The sequence below is a fragment of the Streptomyces sp. NPDC054975 genome (genome assembly GCF_053609105.1).
The window spans coordinates 62,410-78,227 of record NZ_JBSGWV010000012.1 but is presented as its reverse complement, the minus strand read 5'-3'; the positions used below and the strand labels follow the sequence as shown (position 1 = coordinate 78,227).

The 15,818-nt window shown below is 72.9% G+C and carries 13 protein-coding genes; 9 read left to right on the top strand and 4 right to left on the bottom strand.

What is annotated here, in order from left to right; all coding sequences use genetic code 11:
- Window positions 1-3 precede the first annotated feature (3 nt).
- The 4 genes from ACWF79_RS14775 to ACWF79_RS14760 are packed head-to-tail and all read right to left on the bottom strand — an operon-like array spanning window position 4 to window position 5,705.
- On the bottom strand, window positions 4-864 hold the full coding sequence (locus ACWF79_RS14775; RefSeq protein ID WP_453728480.1) for a 2Fe-2S iron-sulfur cluster-binding protein: 861 nt from the start codon (window positions 862-864) through the stop codon (window positions 4-6).
- Window positions 861-2,804: an NADH-ubiquinone oxidoreductase-F iron-sulfur binding region domain-containing protein gene (locus tag ACWF79_RS14770; RefSeq protein WP_453728479.1), complete on the bottom strand. Its 1,944-nt coding sequence runs from the start codon at window positions 2,802-2,804 to the stop codon at window positions 861-863. Before ACWF79_RS14770 ends, ACWF79_RS14775 begins: the two co-directional genes overlap by 4 nt.
- Window positions 2,785-4,731 carry a molybdopterin oxidoreductase family protein gene (locus tag ACWF79_RS14765; protein WP_453728478.1) on the bottom strand — a complete coding sequence of 649 codons (1,947 nt, stop codon included), beginning with the start codon at window positions 4,729-4,731 and terminating at the stop codon, window positions 2,785-2,787. The genes ACWF79_RS14770 and ACWF79_RS14765 overlap by 20 nt, the downstream gene beginning before the upstream one ends.
- Window positions 4,728-5,705, bottom strand: coding sequence for a 2-dehydropantoate 2-reductase (locus ACWF79_RS14760; RefSeq protein WP_453728477.1), 978 nt, complete (start codon window positions 5,703-5,705; stop codon window positions 4,728-4,730). Before ACWF79_RS14760 ends, ACWF79_RS14765 begins: the two co-directional genes overlap by 4 nt.
- Window positions 5,706-5,958: 253 nt before the next feature.
- Between ACWF79_RS14760 and ACWF79_RS14755 the strand changes: the two genes are divergently transcribed.
- The 9 genes from ACWF79_RS14755 to ACWF79_RS14715 all read left to right on the top strand — a co-directional run bounded on the left by ACWF79_RS14755 (window position 5,959) and on the right by ACWF79_RS14715 (window position 15,810).
- A complete protein-coding gene (locus ACWF79_RS14755) occupies window positions 5,959-6,906 on the top strand; it encodes a beta-ketoacyl-ACP synthase III (protein WP_453728476.1) in 948 nt (315 codons plus the stop codon).
- Window positions 6,907-7,114: 208 nt separating this feature from the next.
- Window positions 7,115-7,792, top strand: a complete 678-nt coding sequence (locus tag ACWF79_RS14750) for a GntR family transcriptional regulator (protein WP_453728475.1) — start codon at window positions 7,115-7,117, stop codon at window positions 7,790-7,792.
- Window positions 7,793-7,892: 100 nt separating this feature from the next.
- Complete coding sequence (locus ACWF79_RS14745; protein WP_453728474.1) at window positions 7,893-8,549, top strand: hypothetical protein; 657 nt, start codon at window positions 7,893-7,895, stop codon at window positions 8,547-8,549.
- 80 nt (window positions 8,550-8,629) lie between these two features.
- Window positions 8,630-9,280 carry a class F sortase gene (locus ACWF79_RS14740; protein ID WP_453728473.1) on the top strand — a complete coding sequence of 217 codons (651 nt, stop codon included), beginning with the start codon at window positions 8,630-8,632 and terminating at the stop codon, window positions 9,278-9,280.
- Window positions 9,281-9,458: 178 nt separating this feature from the next.
- Window positions 9,459-10,640, top strand: coding sequence for an ROK family protein (locus ACWF79_RS14735; protein ID WP_453728472.1), 1,182 nt, complete (start codon window positions 9,459-9,461; stop codon window positions 10,638-10,640).
- A gap of 269 nt (window positions 10,641-10,909) precedes the next feature.
- Complete coding sequence (locus tag ACWF79_RS14730) at window positions 10,910-12,400, top strand: sugar ABC transporter ATP-binding protein (RefSeq protein ID WP_453728536.1); 1,491 nt, start codon at window positions 10,910-10,912, stop codon at window positions 12,398-12,400.
- A complete protein-coding gene (locus ACWF79_RS14725; RefSeq protein WP_453728471.1) occupies window positions 12,397-13,425 on the top strand; it encodes an ABC transporter permease in 1,029 nt (342 codons plus the stop codon). The genes ACWF79_RS14730 and ACWF79_RS14725 overlap by 4 nt, the downstream gene beginning before the upstream one ends.
- Window positions 13,426-13,478: 53 nt before the next feature.
- Window positions 13,479-14,516, top strand: a complete 1,038-nt coding sequence (locus ACWF79_RS14720; RefSeq protein WP_453728470.1) for a substrate-binding domain-containing protein — start codon at window positions 13,479-13,481, stop codon at window positions 14,514-14,516.
- A 61-nt stretch (window positions 14,517-14,577) separates the two neighbouring features.
- Window positions 14,578-15,810 (top strand): Gfo/Idh/MocA family protein, encoded by a 1,233-nt coding sequence (locus ACWF79_RS14715; RefSeq protein WP_453728469.1) that lies wholly within the window; start codon window positions 14,578-14,580, stop codon window positions 15,808-15,810.
- Window positions 15,811-15,818: the final 8 nt, after the last annotated feature.

The following is a 15,818-nucleotide window of genomic DNA, read 5'->3' as shown; positions in this document are numbered from 1 at the left end:
TGGTTACACCCGATTCTGTACGTGCTGGAAGCCGAAACGGCCCTTGATACAGAGGTTGCCATGGGTCACCGGGTTGTCGTGCGGCGAGGTGACCTTGACGATCTCGTTGTCCTGCACGTGCAGGGTCAGGTTGCAGCCCACCCCGCAGTACGCGCAGACCGTCGTCGTCTCCGTCTGCGCCGCCTCGTCCCAGGTGCCCTCGGCGCGCATGTCGAACTCCCGCTTGAAACTCAGGGCGCCCGTCGGACACACCTCGATGCAGTTGCCGCAGTACACGCACGCCGACTCCGTGAGCGGCCCGTCGTGCTCCACGGCGATCCGGGCGTCGAAGCCGCGGCCGGTCACCGAGATCGCGAAGGAGTTCTGCCACTGGTCGCCGCAGGCGTCGACGCACTTGTAGCAGAGCACGCACTTGTCGTACTCGCGCACATAGAGGTCGTTGTCGATGCGCGGCTCCTCGCCCAGACGGCGCGCCTCGGGGCCGAAGCGGTCGGGCTCCGCCCCGTACTCCTTGATCCACTCGGCGGCCCCGGGGGTGGTGGAGAGGTCCACCGAGGAGGCGAGCAGCTCCAGGACGACCTTGCGGCTGTGCCGGGTGCGCGCGGTGTCGGTACGGACGACCATGCCGGGCTCGGCGCGGCGCGAGCACGCCGGCGCGAGGGTCCTGGCCCCCTCCACCTCGACCACGCACAGCCGGCAGGCGTTCTTCGGGGTGAGCGTGTCGCCGTGGCAGAGCGTCGGCACGTCGGTACCGGCCGCGCGGCAGGCGTCGAGGATCGTCGCCCCCTCGGGGACCCGGACGGGCGCGCCGTCGAGCGTGAACTCCAGGAGACGGCGGGGCGGGGCGAGCGGAATCGTGGTCACCGGTAGACCCCCAGACGGTCGATGGCGGATTCGACGGCGTTCCACGCGGTCTGACCGAGACCGCAGATCGACGCGTCGCGCAGGGTCTGGCCGACCTCGCGCAGCAGGGCGATGTCGGCGGCCGCCGCGCCGCCCGTACGGTCCTTGATGCGGTGCAGCGCCTCCTCCTGGCGGACCGTGCCGACCCGGCAGGGCACGCACTGGCCGCAGGACTCGTCACGGAAGAACTCGGCGATGCGCAGCAGGATCCTCGGCAGGTCGACGGACGCGTCGAGGACGAGGACGACTCCCGAGCCGAGCGTGGTACCCGCGGCGCGGGTGCCCTCGAAGGTGAGCGGGATGTCCAGCTCGTCGGGGCGGACGAAGCCGCCCGCCGCGCCGCCGAGGAGGACCGCGCGCAGGTCCTCGGGCTTCCCGGCGAGGTCGAGGAGTTCGCCGAGGGTGGCGCCGAACGGAAGCTCGTACACACCGGGCCGGTCGACGTTCCCGGACACGCAGAACAGCTTGGTCTCGGCGGAGCGGAACGCTTCGGCGCCCTGGGTCAGGATCGGCAGGACGTTGACGAGCGTCTCGACGTTGTTGGCGGCGGTGGGCTTGCCGAAGAGGCCCTTCTCGACGGGGAACGGCGGCTTGGAGCGGGGCTCGCCACGGTATCCCTCGATGGAGTTGAACAGGGCGGTCTCCTCGCCGCAGATGTACGCGCCGGCGCCGCGCCGGATCTCGATGTCGAAGGCGAAACCGCTGCCGAGGATGTCCGCGCCGAGGAGCCCACGGGCCCGGGCCTCGTCGACGGCGTGGGCGAGTCGCTCGTACGCCCGGGGGTACTCGCCCCGCAGGTACAGGTAGCCCAGGTGGGCGCCGACGGCGTACCCGGCGACGGTCATCGCCTCCACGAGCGCGTACGGGTCGCCCTCCATGACGACCCGGTCCTTGAACGTGCCCGGCTCCGACTCGTCCGCGTTGCACACGACGTAGTGGGGGCCCTCGGGCTGGGAGGCGGTCGCCTGCCACTTCCTCCCCGTCGGGAACGCGGCCCCGCCCCGCCCGACAAGCCCGGCCTCGGTGACCTCCCTGATCACCCCGCCGGGCCCGAGCGCAAACGCCCGCCGCAGCGCGGCGTACCCACCGTGGGCCCGGTAGTCGTCGACGCTCGCGGGATCGACGAGACCGACGCGCCGCAGGAGCACGAGCCCGTCCTGTCCGGCCTGCGGCGCGGCGTCCGCGGCGCCGGGCTCGGCAGGCGCGGCGTGCGGGGCGCGGGCGGCGGCCGCGACGGCGTCGCGGGTTGCGGGCGCGACGACGGCGGTGGCGTGACGGTCGTCTCTCCCCACGCCGTCCTTTCCCGGTTCCCATTCAGCCCGTCCGGCGTTCGAGGACACGGCCGGAGGCCGTACGGGGGTATGGGGGCTTGCCCCCACTTCGGGAAGGGGAGGGGTGGGGGACGGGCCCGCCGCAGGAGCCCCCCTGGCCCCCGCCCGCACCACCAGCGCCGCCGGAGCCCTCTCGCACAGGCCCAGGCACGGGCTCGCCTCAAAGGCCACGCCCTCGGCCGCCAGGCCCTCCGTCAAGGCCGACGACCCCCGCGCCGCGCACGCCAGGTCCGTGCAGACGTGGAGGACCTGCGCCGGACGCGGCCGCACCGCGAACATCGCGTAGAACGTGGCCACCCCGTACGCCTCCGCCGGCGGCACCGTCAGACGCCGGCACAAGTAGGCCAGGCCCCCTTCGCTGATCCACCCCACCCGGTCGTTGAGCGCGTGCAGCCCCGGCAGCAGCAGGTCCCGGCGCTCCCGGGCCTCCCGCCCGCCCCGCGCCCACCGCAGATCCGCCGACGAGCGGTCGTCCGCGCCCTCCCACGCCGAGTCCGGCGGACCGAGGACCGCGTCCACGGCCTCTCGCTCCTCCTCCGAAGGCTTGCCGTCACCGAAGCGCAGATCCATCGTCCGCCACCTCCGTCACCCTCTCGATCCGTATCGCCGACGCCTTGAACTCCGCCGTGCCCGCGATCGGACAGTTCGCCTCGATCGTCAGCTGATTGGTGTCGACCTCGTCCGGAAAGTGCATCGTCATGAACGCGAGTCCCGGCCGGAGCGCGGGGTCCACCCACACCGGCGCCACCACCGACCCCCGCCGCGACGTCACCCGGACCTCCTGGCCCACCGCGACCCCGTACCGCTCCGCGTCCTCCGGGCACAGCTCCACGTACTCACCGCGCCGCAGCGGCGAGGCGAAACTTCCGCTCTGCACACCGGTGTTGTACGAGTCGAGCCGCCGCCCGGTCGTCAGCCGGATCGGATACCGCTCGTCGGTCAGGTCGACCGGAGGGTCGTGCCGCACGATGCCGAACGGAGCGCGCGGGCCCCGGCGTTCGGGTTCGCTCTCCCACAACCTGCCGTGCAGGAAGGACGGTTCGAGCCGCTCAAGATCGGGGCACGGCCACTGGATGCCCTGGTGCTCCTCCAGGCGGTCGTACGTCATGCCCCAGTGGTCCGGGGAGAGCGCCCGCAGCTCGTTCCAGACGGTCTCGGCGTCCGGGTACGCCCACTCCTCGTGACCCAGCCGCCGCGCCAGCTCGCAGATGATGTCGATGTCCTCGCGGGCCTCGCCCGGCGGCCGGACCGCCTTCCGTACCCGCTGCACCCGCCGCTCGCTGTTGGTCGTCGTGCCGTCCGTCTCGCACCAGGCCGCCGTCGCCGGCAGGACCACGTCCGCGAACTCGGCGGTCCTGGTCAGGAAGATGTCCTGGACCACCAGGCAGTCCAGCTTCGCGAGCCGCGCCATCGCCTGCGCGCTGTCCGCCTCCGACTGCGCCGGGTTCTCGCCGACGCAGTACACGGCCCGCAGCTCGCCGCTCTCCATCGCCTCGAACATCTCGGTCAGCGTCCGCCCGTGGCGCGGCTGGATCGACGTGCCCCAGAAGGACTCGAACTTCGCCCGCACCCCGGCGTCCAGGATGTCCTGGAAGCCGGGCAGCCGGTTCGGGATCGCGCCCATGTCACCGCCGCCCTGCACGTTGTTCTGGCCGCGCAGCGGCTGCACCCCGGAGCCGTACCGCCCCACATGACCGGTCAGGAGCGCCAGGTTGATCAGCGCCCGGACGTTGTCGGTGCCGTTGTGGTGCTCGGTGATGCCGAGCGTCCAGCACAGCTGGGCCCGTTCCGCACGGGCGAAGGCATGCGCCAACTCCCGTATGGCGGCGGCCGGTACGCCCGTCACCTTCGAGGCGGCCGTCAGCGTCCACGGCTCGACCAGCTCGCGGTACTCCTCGAACCCGCTCGTCGCCCGCTCCACGAACGCCCGGTTGTACAGGCCCTCGTGGATGATCTCGCGGCCGACGGCATGGGCGAGCGGGATGTCGGTGCCGACGTCGAGTCCGAGCCAGCTCTCGGCCCACTCGGCGGTCGAGGTGCGGCGCGGGTCGACCGCGTACATCCGTGCGCCGTTCCGGATCCCCTTCAGCACGTGCTGGAAGAAGATCGGGTGCGCGAAGCGGGCGTTGGAGCCCCACATCACGATCACGTCGGTGTGCTCGATCTCCTCGTACGAGGACGTGCCGCCGCCCGAGCCGAAGACCGCCGACAGCCCGGCGACGCTCGGCGCGTGACACGTGCGGTTGCAGGAGTCCACGTCGTTGGTGCCCATCACCACCCGCGCGAACTTCTGCGCCACGTAGTTCATCTCGTTGGTCGCACGCGCGCAGGAGAACATCCCGAACGCGCCGCGCGCCGCCCGGAACCCGGCCGCCGCGCGGTCCAGGGCCTCGTCCCAGCTCGCCCGCCGCAGCGGCCCGCCCTTCTCGTCCCGGACGAGCGGGTGGGTGAGCCGGGTGTACGTCTTGGCGTCGCGGTTGCGGTTCCGCTGCTTCATGGGGTGCTCCTGGACTGGTTCGCGAGCAGGTCCGACAGGGCGTGGACGGTACGGAGCGTCGGTACGGGTACGCCGGTGACGTCGGCGAGCTCCACCACGGCCGCGAGGAGCACGTCCAGCTCCAGGGGCTTGCCCGCCTCCAGGTCCTGGAGGGTGGAGGTGCGGTGGTCGCCGACCCGTTCCGCACCGGCGAGACGGCGTTCGACGGAGATGTCGGGGCGGCAGCCGAGAGCCGCGGCGACGGCCAGGGTCTCGTGCATCATCTGCTCGATCACCTGCCGCGTGCCGTCGTGCCGGCACATCTGGCGCATCGTCGCCCGGGCGAGCGCGCTGATGGGGTTGAAGGAGATGTTGCCGAGGAGCTTGATCCAGATGTCGTGGCGCAGCTCCGCCTCGACCGGACACTTCAGGCCACCGGCGCGCATCGCCTCCGCGAACATCTCGCAGCGCTTGGACGCCGACCGGTCGGGCTCGCCGATGGAGAAGCGGGTGCCCTCCAGGTGGCGGACCACGCCGGGGCCGCTCAGCTCCGTCGCCGCGTAGACGACGCAGCCGATGGCCCGCTCGGGGGCGAGGACGGCCGAGACGGCGCCGCCCGGGTCGACGCTCTCGACGCGATGGCCGTCGTGCGGGCCGCCGTGCCGGTGGAAGTACCACCAGGGGATGCCGTTCTGGGCGGCGACGACCGCCGTGGTGTCGTGCAGGAGCGGCGCGACGAGCGGCCCGCACGCCGCGTACGCGTGGGCCTTGAGGCCCAGGAAGACGTAGTCGACGGGGCCGACGTCGGCCGGGTCGTCGGTGGCGTGGACCCGGGCGGTGAAATCGCCGCGCGGGCTCTCGACCCGCACGCCGTGCTGCCTCATGGCCGCGAGATGCGGTCCACGGGCGATCAGATGGACGTCGGCGCCGGCGCGGTCGAGCGCGGCTCCGACATAGGCGCCGATCGCACCGGCGCCGAGGACTGCGACCTTCACGTGCGGATCTCCGTTCGGTCGAGGGAACCGTTCGCGGGAACCGGGAGGGGCTTGCGTAGAGGAGGAAGGGGAGTGTCGACGAAATATTGTCTACAGTATGGAAGGAGGGTCGACAAGGGGCGCGGTTACGTCCGTTGTCACGGTCTCCCAACACCTACGGGCGAATCTTGGTGGTTTACGTGCCTGGTTACCGATCAGTCGCTGGTCAGGATGGGAGGTCCTGCTTCCACTTGAACCCAAGGGGGTCCCGAGCATGACGGGCACTCGTATCGCCGCGCTCGGGCACTACCAGCCCGCCAAGGTGCTCACCAACGGCGACCTGGCCGCGCTCGTCGACACGAGCGACGAGTGGATCAGCAGCCGGGTCGGCATCAAGACCCGCCACATGGCCGGACCCGACGAGCCGGTCGACGAGCTCGCCGCGCACGCCGCCGGCAAGGCGCTCGCCACTGCCGGCCTCGGCGCCGCCGACATCGACCTGGTCCTCGTCGCGACCTCGACGGCGATCGACCGCTCGCCCAACACCGCGGCCCGCGTCGCCGCCCGGCTCGGCATGGCCTCGCCCGCCACCATGGACCTCAACGTGGTCTGCGCGGGCTTCACGCACGCCCTCGCCACCGCCGACCACGCGATCCGGGCGGGTGGCGCCCGCCGCGCCCTGGTCATCGGCGCCGACAAGATGACCGAGGTCACCGACTGGACCGACCGCACGACCTGCGTGCTCGTCGGCGACGGTGCGGGCGCGGCGATCGTCGAGGCGGTGCCGGACGGTGCGGAGGCCGGCATCGGCCCGGTGCTGTGGGGTTCCGTCCCGGAGATGGGGCACGCCGTCCGGATCGAGGGGACCCCGCCGCGCTTCGCGCAGGAGGGTCAGTCCGTCTACCGCTGGGCCACCCAGCAGCTGCCCGCTCTCGCCCGCCAGGCGTGCGAGCGCTCGGGGCTCGCGCCGGAGGACCTCGCCGGCGTGGTGCTGCACCAGGCCAACCTGCGGATCATCGAGCCGCTCGCCGCGAAGATCGGCGCGGTCAACGCCGTGGTGGCCCGGGACGTGGTCGAGTCCGGCAACACCTCGGCCGCCTCCATCCCGCTGGCCCTCTCCAAGCTGGTCGAGCGCGGGGAGCTCCCGTCCGGGGCGCCGACCCTGCTCTTCGGCTTCGGCGGCAACCTCTCGTACGCGGGACAGGTCGTCCGGGTCCCGTAGCTCCGGCGGTGGCTCTCCGACGGCGGCTCTCGACGACGGCTCTCGACAGCGGCTCTCCGACGGCGGCTCTCCGGCGGTGGAGCGGGTTTCGGCCGCGGGGTGGTTTCAGCCGAGATCACGGCAGGCCGCATGCCTGGACTTCCGCGTCGGTAGACTGTAGACGATAGCCAATCCGTGCTGATCGCCTACGGCGTACGAGGGGGCCGCGATGTTGTCCGCAGGACTGCCGCAGGGGGCCGTGCCCCGGCTGGAGCGGCCGGGGCCGCTGCGCGACCGGGTCTACGAGGCGCTGCTCGAACTGATCACGACCCGGGCCCTGCGCCCCGGCCAGCACCTCGTCGAGAGCGAACTCGCCGGCCACCTCGGCGTCTCCCGCCAGCCGGTCCGTGAGGCGCTCCAGCGGCTGAACACCGAGGGCTGGGTCGACCTGCGGCCGGCGCAGGGGGCCTTCGTCCACGAGCCGACCGACGAGGAGGCCGACCAGCTGCTCTCCGTCCGTACGCTTCTGGAGGCGGAGGCCGCCCGGCTCGCCGCCGCGAACTCCGGCTCGGCCGGGATCGCCGCCCTGGAGGAGCTCTGCGCCCAGGGCGAGCAGGCGGTCGCGGACGACGACGTCGACCTGGCCGTGGCGACGAACGCGGCCTTCCACGCCAAGGTCATGGAACTGGCCGGGAACCTCGTGCTCTCCGAGCTGGCCGGCCAGGTCGACCGCCGCGTCCGCTGGTACTACACCCCGGTCGCCCGCCAGCGCGGCGAGCAGTCCTGGAAGGAGCACCGGGAGCTGATCGCCGCCATCGCGGCCCGCGACGAATCGCGCGCGACGACGGTCATGCGCGCCCACACGGAACACACCCGGACGACGTACCGCGAGCACAGCCAGGGCTGACCCGTTCGGCGGAGCCCGGTGGCGAGGCCCCCAGGGCCGTCCTAGCTTCGGACGGGCGAGGGGCACACCCGCCCTCGCGTGACCGGGAGGATCGACCGCCATGCGCGCGATACGTGGTGCCGCCACGGCCCTGCTCGCCACCGCCGCCCTCTGCCTCGCCGCGCCGACGGCCGCCGCGGGCGACGAGGACCCGTGGGGCGAGGGTGCGGGCGTGGCCGAGGACACCGGCGACGGCACCGGTCACTCCATCACGTCGTTCGGCTTCTCCGTCTCGCCGGAGACCGTCGCCCCCGGCGGCACCGTCACGCTGAAGTCCGACGGCTGCGAGGCCCCCGCCGTGACCGTCACGTCCGGGGTCTTCGATTCCGTCACCCTCAAGGAGGGCCGCGCCGGCACCGCCAAGGTCGACGCCGACGCGAAGGTCGGCGCGGAGTACCCGGTGACCTTCGACTGCAAGGGCGAGAAGGGCACCGCCACCCTCACCGTTGCCGGCGGCCACGGGACCGGCGGTGGTGACACGGGCGGCAAGGAGACCGGTGGTCATGAGACCGGCGGCCACGAAACCGGTGGTCATGAGGCCGGTGGTCACACCACGCCCGACGCCGGCGTGCACAAGGGTGTCAAGGCCGGCTACGGCGGCGCGGCCGACGCCATGGGCACCACCGAGGTCGTCACCGGAACCGCCCTCATCGCGGGCGCGGTCGGCGCAGGGGGCGTTCTCCTGCTGCGCCGCCGCCGCGCGGACGACCGCACCTGAAACGGCTCCTCCGCCCTGGGGTGACGAGGTCCGGGGCGGAGGAGCGCCATCGCGTACGGCGAGAACCGGGAGCGCACATCGTGCAGGGGTCGAACAGGCCGTCCAGGCGCGGCGCCTGGGGCGTCGTCGTCGTCGTCCTGCTCATCGGCATCCATCTCGTGCGGGGCGGCACGCAGGAGTGGAGCACCGGTGGGCCGCCGCAGCCGCTCGCCGCCGCGGCCCCGGACCACGCCGCCGCCCTCGCCCCGGCCCCGGCGAGCGCCCCCGACCCGCTGCCGGCCTCCCGCCCGGCCCGGGTACGCGTCCCCGCCGTCCGGATCGACGCGCCCGTCACGGCCGTCGGCCTCGACGCCGAGGGGTGGATCGACACACCGCCCGCGGACGAGAAGAACCTCGCCGGCTGGTTCACCGGCGCCGTCACCCCGGGGGAGAGGGGTACGGCGGTCGTCGTCGGCCATGTCGACACCCCCGCCGGCCGGTCGGTCTTCCACGACCTCGGCGCCCTGGCCAAGGGCCAACGCGTCGAGATCCTCCGCCAGGACGGCAGGACCGCCGTCTTCTCCGTGTACGGCATCGAGGTCGTCCCCAAGGAGCGCTTCCCGGCCGAGCGGATCTACCGGGCCTCCCCCTACCCCGAGCTGCGCGTCCTCACGTGTGGCGGGAGCTTCTCCCGGCAGCGCGGGTACGACGGCAACGTCGTCGTCTCCGCCCGCCTGGCCGAGGTGCGCTGAGACCGATCGGAGCTCCTCCCCGGCCCGGCTTTGTCCTCACGCGGGAAAAAGTCTGCACGGATTGCTGCGCGACTTCTTCCCACCCCCGGACACCACTGCTACGTTCCCCCTCGAAAGCCCGGCGGCGATCCGCCCGAAGGGTTTCGCCGACTCGCTAGGGGAGGGGCGCGTGAGACGCATGACCGCACGACCCGCCAACGCGCACCAGGCGCGACTGCTGCGTCTGCTGCGCGACGGAGGACCCAACTCCCGCGCGCAGCTCGGCGATCAGATCGACCTGTCCCGCTCCCGGCTCGCCGTCGAGGTGGACCGGCTCCTCGAGACCGGTCTCGTCGTGGCCGACGGCCTCGCCGCCTCGCGCGGCGGCCGTCGTTCGCACAACATCCGGCTCGCCCCCGAACTCCGCTTCCTCGGCGTCGACATCGGTGCCACGTCCATCGACGTGGCCGTCACCAACGCCGAGTTGGAGGTGCTCGGGCATCTCAACCACCCCATGGACGTCCGCGAGGGACCCGTCGCCGTCTTCGAACAGGCCCTCGCCATGGCGGCGAAACTCCGGGCCTCCGGGCTTGCCGAAGGCTTCGACGGAGCCGGCGTCGGCGTCCCCGGTCCGGTCCGCTTTCCCGAGGGCATCCCGGTCGCGCCGCCGATCATGCCCGGCTGGGACGGCTTCCCCGTCCGGGAGGCGCTCAGCCAGGAACTCGGCTGCCCGGTCATGGTCGACAACGACGTGAACCTCATGGCCATGGGCGAGCAGCACGCGGGCGTCGCCCGCTCGGTCGCCGACTTCCTCTGCGTCAAGATCGGTACCGGCATCGGCTGCGGCATCGTCGTGGGCGGGGACGTCTACCGCGGTACGACGGGCAGCGCCGGCGACATCGGGCACATCCAGGTGGAACCGGACGGCCGCGCCTGCGCGTGCGGCAACAGGGGCTGCCTGGAGGCCCACTTCAGCGGCGCCGCCCTGGCCCGCGACGCCGAGGACGCGGCGCGCGCGGGCCGGTCGGAGGAGCTCGCGGCGCGCCTCGCGGCGGCCGGCGGGCTCACGGCGGTCGACGTCGCCGCGGCGGCCGCCGCCGGGGACGCCACCGCGCTCGCCCTCATCCGTGAGGGCGGCAACCGGGTCGGGCAGGTCATCGCCGGACTCGTCAGCTTCTTCAATCCCGGTCTGGTGGTGATCGGGGGCGGGGTCACCGGCCTCGGTCACAACCTCCTCGCCAGTGTCCGCACCCAGGTCTACCGCCAGTCCCTCCCGCTGGCCACCGGCAACCTCCCCATCGTGCTGGGCGAGTTGGGCCAGACCGCCGGAGTGACCGGCGCGGCCCGCCTCATCAGCGACCACCTCTTCTCCCCGGCGTAACCGTTCGGCGTTTGGTTGTGGGCATGCGTGCCGCCGGGGCGGCACGGGCGGGCACGACCACCCACCGGCCCGCACCCGCCCGCACCACCTCACCCCCGCACCCGCTCAGGCGCCCACCCGCGCCCGCCGACCCGCCCCACCCCGCACCCCGCTCAGGCGCCCACCCGCACCCGCCGGACCGCCCCACCCCGCACCCACGCAGGCGCCCACCCGCACCCGCCGAGGGGACCTCACCCATGCCCCAAGACCAGCAACCACCCCTGCTCACCATGTCCGCCATCACCAAGTCCTTCCCCGGCGTCCGCGCCCTCGACGGCGTCGACCTCGAAGTCGCCCCCGGCGAGGTCCACTGCCTCCTCGGTCAGAACGGCGCCGGGAAGTCCACCCTCATCAAGGTCCTCGCCGGCGCCCACCAGCCCGACGGCGGCCGGATCACCTGGCGCGGCGAGGCCGTCCAGCTCCGCTCGCCGATCGCCGCCATGCGCCTCGGCATCGCCACCATCTACCAGGAACTCGACCTGGTCGAAGGGCTCTCCGTCGCCGAGAACGTCCACCTCGGCCACGAACCCACCACCGCCGGCTTCGTCGTCCGCGGCCGCGCCGCCCGCGCGTCCACCGCCGCCCTCCTCAAACGGCTCGGGCACCCCGAGATCGACCCGGCCCGCCGCGTCGGCGACCTCTCCGCCGCCCAGCAGCAGATCGTGTCGATGGCCCGCGCCCTCTCCCACGACGTCCGGCTCATCGTCATGGACGAGCCGTCCGCCGCCCTCGACCCCGACGAGGTCGACAACCTCTTCCGTATCGTCGCCGACCTCACCGGAGCCGGCGTCGCCGTCGTCTACATCTCCCACCGCCTGGAGGAGATCCGCCGCATCGGCGACCGGGTCACCGTCCTCAAGGACGGCCGCGCCGTCGCCGGCGGACTGCCCGCCGCGTCCACGCCGACGCGGGACATCGTCGCCCTGATGACCGGCCGGAACGTCGAGTACGTCTTCCCGCCCCGCCCCGCCGAACCCCCGGCCGCCGCACCCGTGCTGAAGGTCCAAGGGCTCGCCAGGGAAGGGGAGTTCGACCCCGTCGACCTCGAACTGCGGCCCGGTGAGATCGTCGGCCTGGCCGGGCTCGTCGGCTCCGGCCGCTCCGAGATCCTGGAGACGATCTACGGTGCCCGCAAGGCCACCGCGGGCCAGGTCCTCGTCGACGGCCGCGCCCTGCGCCCCGGCAGCGTCCGCGCCGCCGTCCGAGCCGGGCTCGGACTCGCCCCCGAGGAACGCAAGGCCCAGGGCCTGCTGATGCTGGAGTCCGTCACCCGCAACGTCTCGGTCTCCACGCTCGCCCGCTTCGCGCGCGCCGGCTGGATCGACCGTGACGGCGAACGCGAAGCCACCCGGGCCGCCACCCGGGAGCTGTCGCTGCGGCCCGACAACCCCGACGCCCCGATCCGTACCCTCTCCGGCGGCAACCAGCAGAAGGCCGTCCTCGCCCGCTGGATCCTGCGCGGCTGCCGCGTCCTGCTCCTGGACGAGCCGACCCGGGGCGTCGACGTCGGCGCCCGCGCCGAGCTGTACGCGGTCATCCGCCGCCTCGCCGACGACGGCCTCGCCGTCCTCCTCGTGTCGAGCGAAGTGCCCGAGGTCCTGGGCCTGGCCGACCGCGTCCTGGTGCTCAGGGAGGGACGTGTCGTCCATACGGCACCCGCCCGCGAGCTCGACGAACACCGCGTACTCGACCTCGTGATGGAAGGGAGCCCCCGCTCATGACGCTGTCCACCGCCAAGACCGCCAAGACCGCCAAGACCACCGAGGCGTCCGCGCAGGACGGCGGCCGGCGCCCGCTCGGTCTGCGGGCCGACGTCCGCAACCTCTCCCTGCTCGGCGTGCTCGCCGTACTGATCGCGGTCGGCGGACTCACCCGCCCCGACGAGTTCCTCGCCGTCTCCAACCTCCAACTCGTGCTCACCCAGGCCTCCGTGATCGGTGTCGTCACCGTCGGCATGACCTTCGTCATCACCAGCGGCGGCATCGACCTCTCCGTCGGCGCGATCGTCGCCCTCGCCTCCGTCTGGGCGACGACGCTGGCGACACAGGAGTACGGATTCGCCGGCATCCTCTTCACGGCTGTCGTCGTCGGCGTGGGCTGCGGCCTGGTGAACGGGCTGCTCGTCGCGTACGGCGGGATGGTCCCCTTCATCGCGACCCTCGCCATGCTCGCCTCGGCCCGCGGCCTCGCCCTGCAGATCACCGACGGCCGGACGCAGATCGTCACCGTCGACCCGGTCCTCGACCTCGGCGTCCCCGACGCCTACATCCTCGGGATCCCGCCGCTCGTCCTCGTCTTCGCCGCCGTCACCGTCCTCGGCTGGCTGACCCTCAACCGGACCACCTTCGGCCGCCGCACCGTCGCCGTCGGCGGCAACGCGGAGGCCGCCCGCCTCGCCGGCATCGACGTCCGCCGCCAGCGCCTCTACCTCTACCTGCTCTCCGGCCTGTGCTGCGGCATCGCCGCCTTCCTGCTGATCATCCTCTCCGGCTCCGGCCAGAACACCAACGGCAACCTGTACGAACTCGACGCCATCGCCGCCGCGATCATCGGCGGCACGCTCCTCAGCGGCGGCCGGGGCACCATCGTCGGCTCCGTCCTCGGCGTCCTCGTCTTCACCACGATCACCAACATCTTCGCGCTCAACAACCTGCAGAGCGACGTCCAGCAGATCGCCAAGGGCGCGATCATCGTCGCCGCCGTCCTGGTCCAGCACCGCACCGCCCGCCACGGCGAAGCCACCTGACCCGCCCGACTCCCCCGCCCGTACCTCCCTCACCCCCGAAGGGACCCCTCGCCATGCCAGAAACCAGCCGCAGAGGACTGCTGTTCGGCACCGCCGCCGTCTCCGCCGGCGCCCTCCTCACCGCCTGTACCAGCAACGAGCCCAAGAACCAGGCGCCGGTCGCGAGCAACGCGCCCGCCGGCGACGACAAGCCCGGCACGCCCGTCACCATCGGCTTCGCAGGCCCCCAGGCCGACCACGGCTGGCTCAACGCCATCAACCAGAACGCCAAGGAGCGGGCGAAGAAGTACAGCGACGTCACCCTGGAGATCACCGAGGGCTCCAACGACACCGCCGTCCAGATCGGCCAGATCCAGACCCTCATCAACAAGAAGGTCGACGTCCTCGTCATCCTCCCCGCCGACGGCAAGGCCCTCACGCAGGTCGGCCTCCAGGCCATGAAGGCGGGCATCCCCGTCATCAACCTGGACCGGATCTTCGCCTCCCCGCAGGCCTACCGCTGCTGGATCGGCGGCGACAACTACGGCATGGGCCTCAACGCCGGCCGCTACATCGGCGAGCAGCTCAAGGACAAGCCGAACGCCACGGTGATCGAACTCGCCGGAATGGACAGCCTGGAGCTGACCAAGCAGCGCAGCCAGGGCTTCGACGACGCCCTGAAGAACTACCCCAACATCCGCAAGGTGGCCCGCCAGGCGGCCGACTTCACCGTCGAGTCGGGTCAGGCGAAGATGGCCCAACTCCTCCAGGCACAGCCGAAGTTCGACGCCCTGTGGAACCACGACGACGACCAGGGCGTGGGCGCGCTGCGGGCCATCGCCCAGGCCGGCCGCAAGGACTTCCTGATGGTGGGCGGCGCGGGCGCCAAGTCCGCGATGGACGCCATCAAGGCCGACGACGGCGTGCTCAAGGCCACCGTCCTCTACCCGCCGACCATGGCCGCCTCCGCCATCGACCTGGCCCGCGCCCTCGGCCAGAAGAAGGGCGTCAGCGGCATGTCCGAGCAGGAGATCCCGGCCTCCCTGACCCTCTACTCGGCCGTCGTGACCAAGGAGAACGTCGACGAGTACCTGCCCACCGGCTTCAGCTGACCGGCCTCCGGCCGGACCGAGCCCGGCACCCCCCACCGTGCAACCGACGAGGAGGAACCGTATGGAACAGCGGGAGAGCGAGGCCGGCGAGGCCCCGGACACGGGCCTGGCCCCGGCGCCGACGCTCGGCATCGGCATGGTCGGCTACGCGTTCATGGGCGCCGCCCACTCCCAGGCGTGGCGCACCGCGGGGCGCGCCTTCGACCTGCCGCTACGGCCCGTCCTCGCCGCCGTCGCCGGCCGAGACCGGGCCGCGGTGCGGGCGGCGGCGGCCAAGCACGGCTGGGCCGCCGCCGAGACCGACTGGCGTGCGCTCGTCGCCCGCGAGGACGTCCAGCTCGTGGACGTCTGCACCCCGGGCGACAGCCACGCGGAGATCGCCGTCGCCGCCCTGGAGGCCGGCAAGCACGTCCTGTGCGAGAAGCCGCTCGCCAACTCCGTCGCCGAGGCCGAGGCGATGGTCGCCGCGGCCGAGGCGGCGGCCGCCCGTGGCCAGGTCGCCATGGTCGGCTTCAACTACCGGCGCGTGCCGGCGATCGCGTACGCCCGCAGGCTCGTCGCGGACGGCCGACTGGGCGCGCTGCGGCACGTCCGGGTCGCCTATCTGCAGGACTGGCTCGTCGACCCCGCCTTCCCGCTGACCTGGCGCCTGCAGCGCGAGCACGCGGGGTCCGGGGCCCTCGGCGACCTCGGTGCGCACGCCGTCGACCTCGCCCAGTACCTCGCGGGGGAGCTCCTTGTCGGGGTCTCGGCGCTCACCGAGACCTTCGTACGGGAGCGGCCACTGCTCGCGGGCGTGTCGGCCGGGCTCTCGGGCGCCGCCTCGGGCCCGGGCGGGGCGTACGGGGCGGTGACGGTGGACGACGCCGCCCTGTTCACCGGGCGGCTCGCGTCCGGGGCGCTGGCCTCCTTCGAGGCGACCCGGATGGCAGCGGGCCGGAAGAACGCGCTGCGGCTGGAGATCAACGGCGAGAGGGGTTCGCTCGCCTTCGACCTGGAGCGGCTGAACGAGCTGTCCTTCCACGACCACACCGAGCCGGCCGCCGCCGCGGGCTTCCGCCGGATCCTGGTGACCGAGCCGGACCACCCGTACCTGGAGGGTTGGTGGCCGCCCGGCCACGGGCTCGGCTACGAGCACTCCTTCGTCCACCAGGCCCGCGACCTGGTCCTCGCCGTCGCGTCCGGGACCGGTCCGGCCCCGTCCTTCGCCGACGGGCTCCAGGTGCAGCGGGTGCTGGCCGCCGTGGAGGAGAGCGCCGAGAAGAACGCCGTCTACACCCCCGTACCGCTCTAGGAGGACTG

Coding starts and splice junctions, on each gene's coding strand:
- ACWF79_RS14725 (WP_453728471.1), top strand. CDS start 12,397: ATGACGCTGTCCACCGCCAAGACCGCCAAGACCGCCAAGACCACCGAG.
- ACWF79_RS14755 (WP_453728476.1), top strand. CDS start 5,959: ATGACGGGCACTCGTATCGCCGCGCTCGGGCACTACCAGCCCGCCAAG.
- ACWF79_RS14715 (WP_453728469.1), top strand. CDS start 14,578: ATGGAACAGCGGGAGAGCGAGGCCGGCGAGGCCCCGGACACGGGCCTG.
- ACWF79_RS14745 (WP_453728474.1), top strand. CDS start 7,893: ATGCGCGCGATACGTGGTGCCGCCACGGCCCTGCTCGCCACCGCCGCC.
- ACWF79_RS14770 (WP_453728479.1), bottom strand. CDS start 2,804: ATGGATCTGCGCTTCGGTGACGGCAAGCCTTCGGAGGAGGAGCGAGAG.
- ACWF79_RS14720 (WP_453728470.1), top strand. CDS start 13,479: ATGCCAGAAACCAGCCGCAGAGGACTGCTGTTCGGCACCGCCGCCGTC.
- ACWF79_RS14765 (WP_453728478.1), bottom strand. CDS start 4,731: ATGAAGCAGCGGAACCGCAACCGCGACGCCAAGACGTACACCCGGCTC.
- ACWF79_RS14735 (WP_453728472.1), top strand. CDS start 9,459: ATGACCGCACGACCCGCCAACGCGCACCAGGCGCGACTGCTGCGTCTG.
- ACWF79_RS14730 (WP_453728536.1), top strand. CDS start 10,910: ATGTCCGCCATCACCAAGTCCTTCCCCGGCGTCCGCGCCCTCGACGGC.
- ACWF79_RS14750 (WP_453728475.1), top strand. CDS start 7,115: ATGTTGTCCGCAGGACTGCCGCAGGGGGCCGTGCCCCGGCTGGAGCGG.